General features: G+C 70.3%; 13 protein-coding genes. 9 read left to right on the forward strand and 4 right to left on the reverse strand.

Going from position 1 to position 12737, the window contains the following annotated elements; all coding sequences use genetic code 11:
- The first annotated feature begins 4 nt into the window (after nt 1-4).
- From ABZ194_RS12115 to ABZ194_RS12140, 6 genes are all read left to right on the forward strand, one after another.
- On the forward strand, nt 5-1273 hold the full coding sequence (locus tag ABZ194_RS12115; protein WP_355595192.1) for a serine/threonine-protein kinase: 1269 nt from the start codon (nt 5-7) through the stop codon (nt 1271-1273).
- 35 nt (nt 1274-1308) lie between these two features.
- A complete protein-coding gene (locus tag ABZ194_RS12120) occupies nt 1309-2700 on the forward strand; it encodes a class II fumarate hydratase (protein ID WP_355595194.1) in 1392 nt (463 codons plus the stop codon).
- A gap of 109 nt (nt 2701-2809) precedes the next feature.
- A complete protein-coding gene (locus ABZ194_RS12125; protein ID WP_355595196.1) occupies nt 2810-3196 on the forward strand; it encodes a tautomerase family protein in 387 nt (128 codons plus the stop codon).
- Nucleotides 3197-3249: 53 nt separating this feature from the next.
- Nucleotides 3250-3813 (forward strand): GyrI-like domain-containing protein, encoded by a 564-nt coding sequence (locus tag ABZ194_RS12130; protein WP_355595198.1) that lies wholly within the window; start codon nt 3250-3252, stop codon nt 3811-3813.
- 102 nt (nt 3814-3915) lie between these two features.
- The gene (locus tag ABZ194_RS12135; RefSeq protein ID WP_355595200.1) at nt 3916-4218 is read left to right on the forward strand and encodes a hypothetical protein; all 303 of its coding nucleotides are present in this window, start codon (nt 3916-3918) and stop codon (nt 4216-4218) included.
- The gene (locus ABZ194_RS12140) at nt 4173-4640 is read left to right on the forward strand and encodes a helix-turn-helix domain-containing protein (RefSeq protein ID WP_355595202.1); all 468 of its coding nucleotides are present in this window, start codon (nt 4173-4175) and stop codon (nt 4638-4640) included. Before ABZ194_RS12135 ends, ABZ194_RS12140 begins: the two co-directional genes overlap by 46 nt.
- A 13-nt stretch (nt 4641-4653) precedes the next feature.
- Here ABZ194_RS12140 and ABZ194_RS12145 read toward each other — a convergent pair whose 3' ends face one another.
- Both ABZ194_RS12145 and ABZ194_RS12150 read right to left on the reverse strand, forming a co-directional pair.
- Nucleotides 4654-6630 carry a glycosyltransferase family 2 protein gene (locus tag ABZ194_RS12145; protein WP_355595204.1) on the reverse strand — a complete coding sequence of 659 codons (1977 nt, stop codon included), beginning with the start codon at nt 6628-6630 and terminating at the stop codon, nt 4654-4656.
- 60 nt (nt 6631-6690) lie between these two features.
- Complete coding sequence (locus ABZ194_RS12150) at nt 6691-7410, reverse strand: lytic transglycosylase domain-containing protein (RefSeq protein WP_355595206.1); 720 nt, start codon at nt 7408-7410, stop codon at nt 6691-6693.
- 326 nt (nt 7411-7736) lie between these two features.
- On the opposite strand from ABZ194_RS12150, the gene ABZ194_RS12155 reads away from it, so the two are divergent.
- The 3 genes from ABZ194_RS12155 to ABZ194_RS12165 are packed head-to-tail and all read left to right on the forward strand — an operon-like array spanning nt 7737 to nt 10368.
- The gene (locus ABZ194_RS12155) at nt 7737-8411 is read left to right on the forward strand and encodes a response regulator transcription factor (RefSeq protein ID WP_355595208.1); all 675 of its coding nucleotides are present in this window, start codon (nt 7737-7739) and stop codon (nt 8409-8411) included.
- Nucleotides 8408-9814: a HAMP domain-containing sensor histidine kinase gene (locus ABZ194_RS12160; RefSeq protein WP_355595210.1), complete on the forward strand. Its 1407-nt coding sequence runs from the start codon at nt 8408-8410 to the stop codon at nt 9812-9814. The genes ABZ194_RS12155 and ABZ194_RS12160 overlap by 4 nt, the downstream gene beginning before the upstream one ends.
- Nucleotides 9811-10368, forward strand: coding sequence for a hypothetical protein (locus ABZ194_RS12165; RefSeq protein WP_355595212.1), 558 nt, complete (start codon nt 9811-9813; stop codon nt 10366-10368). The genes ABZ194_RS12160 and ABZ194_RS12165 overlap by 4 nt, the downstream gene beginning before the upstream one ends.
- Nucleotides 10369-10371: 3 nt before the next feature.
- Here the strand turns inward: ABZ194_RS12165 and ABZ194_RS12170 are convergent, their stop codons facing one another.
- Nucleotides 10372-11697 (reverse strand): PhoH family protein, encoded by a 1326-nt coding sequence (locus tag ABZ194_RS12170; protein WP_355595214.1) that lies wholly within the window; start codon nt 11695-11697, stop codon nt 10372-10374.
- A 243-nt stretch (nt 11698-11940) separates the two neighbouring features.
- Complete coding sequence (locus ABZ194_RS12175) at nt 11941-12708, reverse strand: isoprenyl transferase (protein ID WP_355595216.1); 768 nt, start codon at nt 12706-12708, stop codon at nt 11941-11943.
- Nucleotides 12709-12737: the final 29 nt, after the last annotated feature.

Below are 12737 nucleotides of genomic sequence, written 5' to 3' on the forward strand. Positions count from 1 at the left end.
TCTCATGCCGGAACAGCAGACGCGCGTGCTCGCTGACCGCTACGAGCTGATCGCACCGCTCGGCCGGGGGACGATGGGCACGGTTTGGCGTGCTCATGATCGCTCCCTGGGCCGTGAGGTCGCGATCAAAGAGATCCGTCAGGACCCCGGGCTCAGCGAGGACCAACGCGCCGAACTTCGGGAGCGCATGATCCGTGAGGGTCGTACGGCCGCCCGCATCAGCCATCCCTCCGTGGCGACCGTCCACGACGCGATCATCGAGGGCGGCAGCCCGTGGATCATCATGGAGCTCGTGCAGGCGCGCTCCCTGGAGCAGGTGATCGAGGAGGAGGGGCCGCTGCCGCCCCGGCTCGTCGCCGAGATCGGAGTGGACCTTCTGGGAGCGCTGCGTGCCGCCCACGCCCAGGGGGTGCTCCACCGCGATGTGAAGCCCGGCAACGTGCTGATCACCGAGACCGGGCGGGTGGTGCTCACCGACTTCGGCATCGCCAAGTCCGAGGGGGACAGCAGCCTCACCAAGACCGGCATGGTGATCGGCTCCCCCGGGTACACGGCGCCCGAACGGGCACGCGGGGAGCACAACGGGCCCGAGTCGGACCTCTGGTCGCTCGGCGCCACGCTGTACTTCGCGGTGGAGGGCCGTCCCGCCTACGAGCGTTCCTCGCTCGCCGCGACCCTGGCCGCCCTGATGCGCGAGAAGGCTGATCCGCCGACCCAGGCTGGACCGCTCCGGCCGGTGCTCGAACAACTGCTCGAACGTGACCACCGGCTACGGCTGTCACCCACGCAGGCGATCGCGATGCTCCGGACCGTGGCCGACACCCCCTCGGCCGCCACCGAGCCCCCGTCCATCGAACCCGCGCCCGCCGCGTCCGGAGCCGGAGCCGCCAAGCCGTCGGCCGCCGAGGAGGTTCAGGCGGAGGAGGAGTTCGACGCCGACCGCACCGTGCTGGTGATCCGCCCCAAGGGCGGTCTCCGTCTGGCCGGTCCGGGCGCGCCCCCCGCCAAGGCGTCCGCGCCGGTGGCCGGGGGTGACACCGTGGCCTTCATCCCGGCGGTCACGGCCGGCGGTCCCCCGGTGCCCGCGGTCCCGTCACGCCCTCCCGGGCTGGGAACCGACCTGTTCGCGATCGCCGACCAGAACGGCCGGGGTGGGCGGCAGAGTGCTCCGGTGACCAAGACCACCATCGGCCTGCTCGTCCTCATGGGGGTGGCGGCCGTCTCGCTGTTGGTGATCGTCATTCTGGCGGTGGCGGCCTTCGCCCAAGGTTGATTCGAGCCGCGTCCGGCAGGACGCAGACTGGATTCATGAGCGAGTATCGGATCGAACATGACTCGATGGGTGACGTCCAGGTTCCGGCGAGCGCGAAGTGGCGGGCGCAGACCCAGCGGGCGGTGGAGAACTTCCCCGTCTCCGGGCGCGGTCTGGAGAGCCCGCACATCGCCGCGCTCGGCCTGATCAAGGCCGTCGCGGCCGAGGTCAACGCCCAGCTCGGCGTGCTCGACAGGGAGCTGGCCGAGGCGATCGCCGAGGCCGCGACGGATGTGGCGGAGAACGAGTGGGACGACGAGTTTCCCATCGACGTCTTCCAGACCGGCTCGGGCACCTCGTCCAACATGAACGCCAACGAGGTGATCGCCACTCTCGCCGAGGAGCGTCTGGGCCGTCCCGTCCATCCGAACGACCACGTCAACGCCTCGCAGTCCTCCAACGACGTGTTCCCCACCTCCATCCACATCGCCGCCACCACCGAGGTGACCTACCACCTCATCCCCTCGCTGAGGCACCTGGCCACCGCGCTGCGGGACAAGTCGCTCGCGTTCGAGCGGGTGGTCAAGGCCGGCCGTACCCATCTGATGGACGCCACCCCGGTCACGCTCGGCCAGGAGTTCGGCGGCTACGCCACCCAGATCGACAACGCCATCACCCGGGTGCGCGGCACGATCCCCCGCCTCGCGCAGCTCCCGCTGGGCGGTACGGCCGTCGGCACCGGGATCAACACCCCGCCGGGTTTCGCCCCCAAGGTCATCGAGAAGCTCCGCGAGGCCACCGGACTGCCGTTCTCCGAGGCTCCCGACCATTTCGAGGCCCAGGGCGCCAGGGACGCCCTCGTGGAGCTCTCGGGTCAGCTCCGCACGGTCGCGGTCTCGCTCAACAAGATCGCCAACGATCTCCGCTGGATGGGCTCGGGCCCCCGCGCCGGGCTCGGTGAGATCAACCTTCCCGATCTCCAGCCCGGATCCTCGATCATGCCGGGCAAGGTCAACCCGGTCATCCCCGAGGCCGTGTGCATGGTGGCCGCCCAGGTCATCGGGAACGACACCGTCGTCACCTTCTCCGGCGCCTCGGGCAACTTCGAGCTCAACGTGATGCTGCCGGTCATCGCCCGCAACGTCCTGGAGTCCATCCGGCTGCTCGCCAACGCCTCCCGGCTGCTCGCCGACCGGTGCGTGCACGGCATCACCGCCAACGTCGCGCGTCTCCTGGAGTACGCCGAGTCGTCCCCGTCGATCGTCACGCCGCTCAACCGGCTCGTCGGCTACGAGGAGGCCGCCAAGATCGCCAAGCAGGCCCTGGCCGAGCGGAAGACCATCCGGGAGGTCGTCGTCGAGCGCGGCCACGTCGCCGGCGGCACGCTCACCGAGGAGCAGCTGGACGCCCTGCTCGACGTGCTCGCCATGACCCGGCCGCCGTCCTAGACGGACCGGGCGGGACGGGACGGGACCAGGCGCGGGACCGGACGGGACTCGGCGGAACCGGGCGGACCTGGGCAGGACCTGGACCGAACGTCCTGGGACACTGAGAACCATGACTCAGATCAAGTTCTACGGTCGCCGCGACGTCTGGGCCGGACGGCGTCAGGAGGTCTCCGACACCGTGCACGGCTGCCTGACCGAGGTGTGGCGGCTTCCGGAGGACAAACGGTTCCACCGTTTCCTGCTGCTGGACGCCGAGGACCTGGTCTGCCCGCGGCGGAGCGAGCGCTACCTGATCGTGGAGATCATCTGTTTCCAGGGCAGGTCGGACGCGGCCAAGCGTGATCTGATCCGTGCCCTGTTCGCCGGGGCGCAGCGGGACCTCGGCCTCCCCGCCGACGACCTGGAAATCGTGATCCTGGAGTCACCGCAGGTCAACTGGGGCATCCGTGGTCTCCCCGGCGACGAGCTCGCGCTCACCTACCCCGTCACCGTCTGATCGCCGGGCGCCGGGCTGGACTCTCCCCCCGTGGGAGAGCCCAGCCTGACGTCATGAAGAAGATCAACCGTGCCCTCTACGCCGCCAAGGCGGAACCCGCGCTCCTGGACGTCCCCGAACTGCCCTGCCTGATGACGGACGGCTCGGGAGACCCCTACGGCGACACCTACGCGACCGCCGTGGAGAGCCTGTACGGCGTCGCCTACGCGATCCGCGCCGAGCTCAAGCCGGTGCTGACCTACTCGGTGGCCCCCCTGGAAGGGCTCTGGGAGGGGTCCCCCGACGACTGGGCGTCCATGCGGTGGACCGTGCTCATCCCCCAGCCCCGGCAGGTCACCCCCGAGACGATGGCGCGGGCGGTGAGCGCCGTACGCGCCCGCAAGCCCTCCGTGGACGTGGACCGGGTACGGCTGGCACCGCTGGCCGAGGGCAGGGCGGCCCAGATCCTGCACACGGGCCCGTACAGCGAGGAGCCGGCGACCGTCGCGAGGCTGATGAGGTTCGTCGCGGACCGGGGCCTGACCGTGACGGGGGCGCATCATGAGATCTATCTGTCGGCGCAGGGCCGTACGGCGCCGGAGAGGATGCGGACCATCATCCGCTATCCCGTCGGCTGAGCTGTCTCATCCGCGGGCTGGGGCCTGCGGGTGTCGGTCCTCACGGGACATCGTTGTCCTCAGGTGGCCTATCGAACCCGCCAAACCAGGTCAATAGATGACATGGGTGCGCGAGTGTTTCTCGAACTTCTGGCCAGGGACGCGTCGGCGGTCGAGTTCGAGGAACCCGTACTGGCCGCCAGGGCCGCAGGGGCAGACGCGGCGGCGCTGGCCGAGATCGAGGAGGCCAAGCTCATCGCGCTGCGGGTCCGGGCGCTGCTCCGCCGAGGGCCAGGCGCGAGGCCGAACTGTCCGCGCTGCTCGACACGGCGGGCGACCCGGCCGGGCTGCGCGACCTGGACGCCGTGCCGGAGGCCATCGTGCGCCGGGCCAGGCGGCTGCTGGGCACCGACACCGCCTACATGACGCTCCACGACCCCGAACGGGGCGACACCTGGATGCGGGTGACCGACGGCTCGGTCTCGGCGAAGTTCCGGACGCTCCGGCCGGCCATGGGCCGGGCCGGGGAGGGCGCGAGCGCCGCCGAGCTGGGCCTCGTCGGGCTGCTCGTCGGCGGGGGGCGCGACATCGGGGCGTTCATCGGCTCGGCGATAGGCCCGGTGGTCGGCTACGACGCCCGCAGGGGCACCGCCCTGGTGCACACGCTGACCACCTACTTCGGCACGGGCGCCTCACTCTCCCGTACGGCCGAGGCCCTGCACATCCACGTCGACACCGTCACCCAGCGGCTGGACCGGGTCGCCCGGCTGCTGGACGACGGCTGGCAGGCTCCGGAGCGCGCCCTGGAGGTCCGGCTCGCCCTCCGGCTCCACCGGCTCAGCGGGTGACCCCGAAAGGGGGTCAGCTCGGCAGGTAGCGCCGCCGCACGGTCCGGGTGACCCGGACCATGTTCCGCATCCAGGGGATCCGCAGCGCGACGCGCTTCAGCACGGGGTAGCGGGGCGCGGGGCGCAGGGCGGCGCCGGCCGCGCGGATCTCCACCCGGCCGCCGGGGCCGACCACGACCTTGAAGCGGAGCCCGGCCTCCCGGTTGTCCACCCGCAGGAACGGCCTCCAGTCGCCGGGGGCGAGGAAGCCCTCGCGGTAGATCCGCCGGGTCGGGAACTTGGCGATCAGCCGTCCGGCGTGCTGTCCGGGCACCCCGGGCTCGATCAGCGCGGGCGCGCAGATCTCGTGCTCTCCCCGCGCGGCCCGGCGCAGGACCAGCTCGGCGGGCGGGCCGCCGCTGGGCGGCACGTACGGCACGGGCACCACGACGAAGACGTGGTCGGGCTGCGGGGTGACCGTCGCCCCCGGGGAGACCAGGACGATCGACTCGGTGAACGAGCGGGGTTCCACGCAGACGCCCAGCTCGCCCCGGTCGGACCACCACGGGACGATCAGCCGCTGGGAGTAGTTGGCCAGCGTCCCCGTGCAGTTCAGCGGGGATCCGGTCACCCGGGCCCTGGCCTGGTGGCCTCCGCAGTACATCCGCACGTGGATCTCCCACAGCCCGGCGGGCAGGGGGCGGCCCAGGGCCGCGGTGGCCGCGTCGAGCCGGGCGGCGCCGGTGACCTGGAGCCTGATCCCGTTCCGGTACCGGCTGCGCGTCATCGAGCAGGTCACCGGGAGAAAGTAGATGAGCCCGGTCTCCTCGTGCCTGGCGTAGACCTCGAAGCGGGCGCGGGCCGCGGCGTGGGTGACGTCGATCTGCTCGGGGGAGAGGGTGAGCCCGTCGAGGGGGATCGGCGGCTCCCACATCAGGCCGTCCTCGCCGTGCGGGACGAAGCGCACCGGCTCGCCTCCGGCCCGCACGATCTCCACACCGAGCCCCATGACGAACGCGCCGTCCTCCCAGAGCACCTCCCTGAGGTCGGCCTGGAGCCGGGTGCCGCGCATGACCTGGGCCAGTACGAGAAGCTGGTCGAGCCGGCCGGCGCGGAGCAGCGCCGCGCGGGCGCGCAGGTGCACGGGCAGGTAGTGGTCGAGCCCGGGGGGAAATCGCTGGACGACCAGTTCCCGCAGGGTGGTGAAGGTGGCGGCGCGGTCCTTGGAGGAGAGCACGAACGCGCCTCCGGTGAGCCGGCGCAGCACCGCGGTGCGGAAGAAGTGCGCGTACATCCGGTCGCGCCGGCCCCCCTTGGGGACCTCGTAGTCGATGACGTCGAGGAGTTCGCGTAACTCGGCCCCGTGCACGTAGGGGTCGCCCGGCGGCTCCGGCGACCCCCCGAGGTGGCAGCAGACCTCGTCGGCGAGGACGGCGACGACCTTGGCCCGCAGGTAGGCCCGTACCGCGAAGGTCTGCTCGGCCAGGATCCCGCCGGGGTCGGCGAAGGCCAGCGCCTCGCGGTCCAGGAACGCCCTGCGGTAGAGCTTGTGCGGTGTCAGCAGGGTGAGCAGCCGGTCCTCAAGGAGGTCGGCGCGCTCCCGGTTGCGGTCGAAGGCCTTGGAGGGGGGCGACTGGCCGTCGACCAGCCGCCCGATGAGGATGTCCGCGTCGGCCTCCACCGCGCGGGCGTACATCCGCTCCAGGGCGACCCGCTCCAGCCGGTCGGCCTGGTCGAGCAGATACACGTACTCGCCCCTGGCGACCGCCATCGCGACGTTGCGGCCCCGCATCGGCGAGCCGGTCCGCCCCAGGTGGAGAACGCGCACGTTCGGCCGGACCGCGGCGACCGCGTCGAGGCGCTGCCGGATCCCGTCGTCCGACCCGTCGTCGGCGAAGACGATCTCGTACTCCTCCGGGTCCATCGACTGTTCCAGCACCGAACGGATACACGCGTCGGCGGTATCACCGGGGTTGTACACCGGCACTACGACGCTGACCTTCACATCCATACGGCCAAGCGTGCGATGCCCGCGCGCCGGAGGCGGTCAGACTTGCCGACTCCTGGTGTCTCAGTACCAGCCCTTGGCCTGGGAATGGCCCCAAGCACCACAAGGCGTGCCGTAACGGCCCTTGATGTAGCCGAGTCCCCATTCGATCTGGGTTGCCGCATTGGTCTGCCAGTCACTGCCGGCGCTGGCCATCTTGTGGCCGGGGAGCGACTGGGGGATGCCGTAGGCGCCGCTGTAGCGGTTCATCGCCCGCTCGTTCCAGCCGCTCTCCTTCATCCAGAGCCTCTCCAGGCAGCTCCACTGGTCGCCCCAGCCACGCGCCTCAAGCATCTGCTTGCCCAGCGCCCTGTTGCCCGTGGGGTTGGCGCTTCCCGGTGGAAGCGCCTTGGGGTTGAAGCCGCCTCCGCCGGGCGCCTCCTTGGGGATCTCGATCGGGTCCAGCGGGTCGCGGTCGTCGCGCCGGGCCTTCAGCCGGTCGGCCTTGAACGCCTGGGCGGCCTGGGCCTTCAGCACGTCACTGCCGGGGTCGGGCGCGAACGGGTCGCCGCCGCCGAACATCCTGGCCATGTCGTCCAGGGCCAGCGGGGACTGAGGCGGGGCCGAGGCGTTCTGGATCGCGGTGTAGGCGGTGAAACCTCCGCCGCCCACCACGACGATGGCCACCACGCCGAGGATCACGACGCGTTTGGGGGTCAGCCGTCCCGGCGTCCTGGCCTCGCCCGGGGCCTTGTCCGACTGCCGGGCCGTACGGCGGGGGCGGGGAGCTGGGCGCTCCTTCACATGCGGCGGTCCTGAGCTCACGACCTATGAGCTTGCCGTGCGCAGGGGGGTGGTCCGCAACCCGAACGGGAGAGTTGGTCGATGTCCCACAGGGCTTCCATCCGGCTCCCCACGGCTTACTGCCTGGTTAAATGCTCTTTCCTGCCATTGAGTGGACTAATGTGATTTTGGTCACATTTTTGACCGAGGCGACTCGTCCCACGTGCCCCTGTGCCGTGGGAGGTGTCCGTCTCAGCCTGGCAGGGCATCGTCCGGATCTCGCCTGCCCCAGGTCACAGTTTCGTGACGTGGCGGGGGCTATCGGACATTGCAAGAATAATGACCGGGTGGCCGGCATCCTGCTTGTTGAAGACGACCCCTCGGTCCGGATCGGGCTTGAGCTGGCACTGAGCCGCCAAGGCCACTCCGTGACCTCCTACGGCACCGGCGAGGAGGCGCTCGACCACATCCGGACGCGCCGCCCCGAGATCGCCATCCTGGACGTCATGCTGCCCGGCATCGACGGGGTCGAGGTGTGCCGGCGCATCCGGAAGCTGGACCAGCTCCCGGTGATCCTGCTCACCGCCAGGGGAGACGACCTCGACGTGGTCGTGGGCCTGGAGGCGGGGGCCGACGACTACGTGATCAAACCGGTCGAGCCCCGGGTGCTGGACGCCCGGATCCGCGCGGTCCTGCGCCGGGCCGAGTCGGCCGTCTCCGACCGCATCACCTTCGGCGACCTGGTCGTCGACCGGGGGGCGCTGAAGGTCTCACTGGCCGGCAGGGAGGTCCACCTGACCCCCACGGAACTGCGCCTCCTGCTCGAACTGATCCGCCACCCCGACCAGGTGCTCAACCGCAGATACCTGTTGCGGGCCGTGTGGGACCACACCCACGTCGCCGACTCCCGGCTGGTCGACGCCTGCGTCCAGCGGGTCCGCGCCAAGATCGAGTCAGTGCCCGCCGAGCCCGAGTTCATCCACACGGTCCGCGGATTCGGCTACCGGTTCAGCCCGCCGTGAGGCGGATCCACACCGGGCTGCGCGCGCGTCTGGTCATCACCTTCACCCTGATCGCCGTCGCGGCCTCCTCACTGGTCGCGGTGATCGGCTACGAACTCGTCAAGAGCCGTCTGATCGAGCGCACCGAGCAGGTGGCGGTCCACGACGTGCGCGACACCCTGGAGGGGATCCGGGTGCCCATCGGCGCGGTCTGGCCGGGAAACAGCCCGCCGACCGACGCCGAGATCAACGTGCTGCAGAAGAGCCTGCGCACGCCGAACGGCGGGGTGGTGGTCCGCTACGAGGACTACCTCTACCCCGACGGCGACTTCAGCATGGGCGACGTCCCCGTCGACCTCGCCGCCGGATCCTCCATGAGGATGGTGGTCAAGCGCCAGCGGCTCAACGGGCGGATGTGGCTGATCATCGCCACCCCGGTGTGGCGGATCGAGCCCATCCACACGGCCCAGCCCACCGGGATGAACGTCTTCGTGTTCGTCCCCCTCTCCGAGGAGGAGCAGCTCCTGACCGACCTGCGGCAGCCGCTGGCCACGGCGGGGGTCATCATGCTGTTCGTCGCGCTCGCCGTGGCCCTGGTGTCGGCCCGGCGTGTGCTGCTGCCGGTCCGGCAGCTCGGCTCGGCGGCCCGCGCGCTCGGCGCCGGCCACCTGGACACCCGCCTGCCGGTGCGGGGCCAGGACGAGCTGGCCGAGCTCACCGCGACGTTCAACGACACGGCCGCGGCCCTGGAGCGGAGCGTGTCCGAGCTGCGCTCGCTGGAGGCGATGTCCCGGCGGTTCGTGGCGGACGTCTCCCACGAGCTGAGGACCCCGCTGACCGCGATGACCGCGGTGACCGACATGCTCTACGAGGAGGCCGAGCGGCTGCCCAGCGAACCGGCCGCCGCCGTACGGCTGGTGCTCAAGGAGATCAAGCGGCTGCGTACCCTGGTGGAGCAGCTCATCGAGGCGAGCCGGTTCGACTCGGGCACGGCCACGCTCCATCTGGACACCGTGAACGTCGCCGACGCGGTCTGCGACTGCCTGGAGGTGCGAGGCTGGCTGGAGCAGGTGAGGGTGAACGTGCCGCAGGGACTCGCCTTCCTCTTGGACCCCCGGCGGTTCGACGTGATCCTGGCGAACCTGGTGGGCAACGCCCTCCGTCACGGCGAGCCACCCGTCGTGGTGACCGCCCGCAGCACCCCGAACGGGCTGGAGGTGAAGGTGCGCGACCACGGGAAGGGCATCCCGCCGTCCGACCTGCCCCACGTGTTCAACCGTTTCTACAAGGCCGGGGCGCGGGGCGACGGCAGCGGCCTCGGCCTGTCCATCGCCCGGGCCAACGCGCACCTGCACGGCGGCACGATCTCGGTGCGCCCTCAGCAGCCGGGCACACTCTTCACGGTCTGGCTTCCCCCGGCATGAGACGGCTGGCGTGCCTGCTGACGGCCGTGCTGACGGCCGTACCGGCGATCGGCGGATGCGGGATCGAGCAGACCGGGGTGCGGGACCTGGGCGGCCCCCCGGTGATCAGCTACAGCCCCACGTGGGTCACGGTCTATCTGCTCCGCGACGGCCGGCTGGAGCCGGCCAGGATCCCGGTCGGCTCCGACTCGGCCAAGAACATCGTCGACACCCTGTTCCGGGCCGGCAAGCAGCCGCCGAAGCCGGGCCTGACCAGCGCGCTCAACGACTTCAGCCACCACGACACCGAGACCACCAGATATTACGACGAGGCCCAGCGCAACGACCCCGCGGGCAATCTGGGCTACCGGCTGAGCGTGATCATCTCGGGTGAGGGCGAGATCTCCAGGGAGGGCCTCGCCCAGATCACCTGCACCATCCGGCAGAACAAGCAGGAGAGCATCTGGAGCATCGAGGTCACCCGGCTGTTCCCCGGACCGCCGAAAACGTGGGGGGAGCACACCTGCTTCGAGTTCCGCAACCTCGCGGCCGAAGGAGTGCGGCTCCCCCCGTGACGACTAGAGCGTGATGTCCTCCAGCATCTCGGTGACGAGCGCGGCGATCGGCGAGCGCTCCGAGCGGGTCAGCGTGACGTGCGCGAACAGCGGATGGCCCTTGAGCTTCTCCACCACGGCGACCACGCCGTCGTGCCTGCCCACCCGCAGGTTGTCGCGCTGCGCGATGTCGTGGGTGAGCACGACCCGGGAGTTGGCGCCGATCCGGCTCAGCACCGTGAGCAGCACCCCGCGCTCCAGCGACTGCGCCTCGTCCACGATCACGAAGGCGTCGTGCAGGGAACGTCCGCGGATGTGGGTGAGCGGGAGCACCTCAAGCATCCCCCGGTCCATGACCTCCTCGATCACCTCGGGCGTGGTGACCGCGCCCAGGGTGTCGTAGACGGCCTGCGCCCACGGGCTCATCTTCTCGTTCTCGGAACCGGGCAGGTAGCCCAGGTCCTGGCCGCCCACGGCGTACAGCGGGCGGAAGACGATGACCTTGCGGTGCTGGCGGCGCTCCAGGACCGCCTCAAGGCCCGCGCACAGGGCCAGCGCGGACTTGCCGGTGCCCGCCCGTCCGCCCATCGAGACGATGCCCACGTCGGGGTCCATCAGGAGGTCGAGCGCGATGCGCTGCTCGGCCGAGCGGCCGTGCAGGCCGAAGATCTCCCGGTCGCCGCGGACCAGCCGCACCGACTTGTCGGGCAGCACCCGGCCCAGCGCCGACCCCCGGCTGGACAGCAGTCTCAGCCCGGTGTGGGTGGGCAGGTCGCGGGCCTCGGCCAGGTCGGCGGTGCCGTGCTCGAAGAGCGCCTCGACGTCCTCCGTGGTCACCTGGAGTTCGGCCATGCCCGTCCAGCCCGACTCCACGGGGGCCAGCTCGGCGAGGTACTCCTCGGCGGCGAGGCCGATCGAGGCGGCCTTGACCCGCATCGGCAGGTCCTTGGACACCAGCACCACGTCGTGTCCCTCCGCGGCGAGGGTGCGTGCCACGGTCAGGATGCGGGTGTCGTTGTCCCCGAGCCGGAAGCCGACGGGCAGGATCGACGGGTCGCTGTGGTTGAGCTCGATCCGGATGGTGCCCTCGCCGATCGGCATGGGCTCGTCCAGCCGTCCGTGTGTCACCCGCAGGTCGTCGAGGGACCTCAGCGCCTTGCGCGCGAAGTATCCGAGCTCTGGATGATGGCGTTTGCCCTCCAACTCGGTGATGACGACGATTGGGAGGACGACCTCGTGCTCGGCGAAGCGGCTCATCGCCGCTGGATCCGCCAGCAGTACCGAGGTGTCCAGGACGTACGTACGCCGGCCGCCGGCCGGCGACGTGGGTGAGGACGAAGGGTTTGCCACGCGTTCTCCCCCGGGCGCCTTAGGAGGCGCCCTGCCATGAGCTGGGATGCGGACCGGACCCGGGCCCACACTCGCGACTCACCGAGGAGGCACCGGGAACCGGCCCTCCTTGGCAGGTCGTGACGCAAAGGTGGGCCCTCTCCGGAGTAGGCGGGCTGCACCCGCCTACTTGTTACGGTACGTCCTGAATACCCGTCTTCCAACAGGACAAGCCTGGCCGGAAGCGGGCGTTTCTGGAGCGTTTCAGTTGCCGTACCGTCGGTGCCGCGCGGCGTACGAGCGGAGGGCCCGCAAGAAGTCGACCCTGCGGAAGTCAGGCCAGTAGGCCTCGCAGAAGTAGAACTCGGAGTGGGCGCTCTGCCAGAGCAGGAAGCCGGAGAGCCGCTGCTCTCCCGAGGTCCGGATGACCAGATCCGGATCGGGCTGACCGCGCGTGTAGAGATGCTCCGCGATGTGCTCCACATCGAGGACCTCGACCAGGTCTTCGATGCTCGCGCCCTTGCTGGCGTGCTCCTGGAGAAGGGAGCGCACCGCATCAGCGATCTCACGCCTTCCTCCATACCCAACGGCAACGTTCACAATCAAACCCGGACGGTGTGATGTTGCTTCTTTTGCGTCTTTCAGGACACGGGCCGTGTGATCGGGCAGGAGATCAAGAGCTCCCATGGGTTTGATATGCCATCCGTCGGCCACGAGCTCCTGGACCACATCCTCGATGATCTTCATCAGGAGGTCCAGCTCGTCCTTGGGCCTGTTGATGTTGTCACTGGACAGTAACCACACGGTGACAACCTCGACGCCGGCCTCCCGGCACCAGCCGAGAAGCTCGGAGATCTTGTCGGCGCCCTTGCGGTGCCCCCGGCTGACGTCGTCGAGGCCCATGGAACGCGCCCAGCGCCGGTTTCCGTCCACGATGACGCCGACATGCCGGGGAACCATCTCGCGCCGGCGGGACAGCTTCGTCTCCAGCCGCCGTTCGTACAGCCGGTAGACGAGGTCACGCACGCCCATTGGAGCCCTCCCCTCAGCGCCCCACGTCC

It is taken from the genome of Streptosporangium sp. NPDC006007, from assembly GCF_040614315.1.
GTDB lineage: Bacteria > Actinomycetota > Actinomycetes > Streptosporangiales > Streptosporangiaceae > Streptosporangium.

Coding starts and splice junctions, on each gene's coding strand:
- ABZ194_RS12115 (WP_355595192.1), top strand. CDS start 5: ATGCCGGAACAGCAGACGCGCGTGCTCGCTGACCGCTACGAGCTGATC.
- ABZ194_RS12120 (WP_355595194.1), top strand. CDS start 1,309: ATGAGCGAGTATCGGATCGAACATGACTCGATGGGTGACGTCCAGGTT.
- ABZ194_RS12125 (WP_355595196.1), top strand. CDS start 2,810: ATGACTCAGATCAAGTTCTACGGTCGCCGCGACGTCTGGGCCGGACGG.
- ABZ194_RS12130 (WP_355595198.1), top strand. CDS start 3,250: ATGAAGAAGATCAACCGTGCCCTCTACGCCGCCAAGGCGGAACCCGCG.
- ABZ194_RS12135 (WP_355595200.1), top strand. CDS start 3,916: ATGGGTGCGCGAGTGTTTCTCGAACTTCTGGCCAGGGACGCGTCGGCG.
- ABZ194_RS12145 (WP_355595204.1), bottom strand. CDS start 6,630: ATGGATGTGAAGGTCAGCGTCGTAGTGCCGGTGTACAACCCCGGTGAT.
- ABZ194_RS12165 (WP_355595212.1), top strand. CDS start 9,811: ATGAGACGGCTGGCGTGCCTGCTGACGGCCGTGCTGACGGCCGTACCG.
- ABZ194_RS12175 (WP_355595216.1), bottom strand. CDS start 12,708: ATGGGCGTGCGTGACCTCGTCTACCGGCTGTACGAACGGCGGCTGGAG.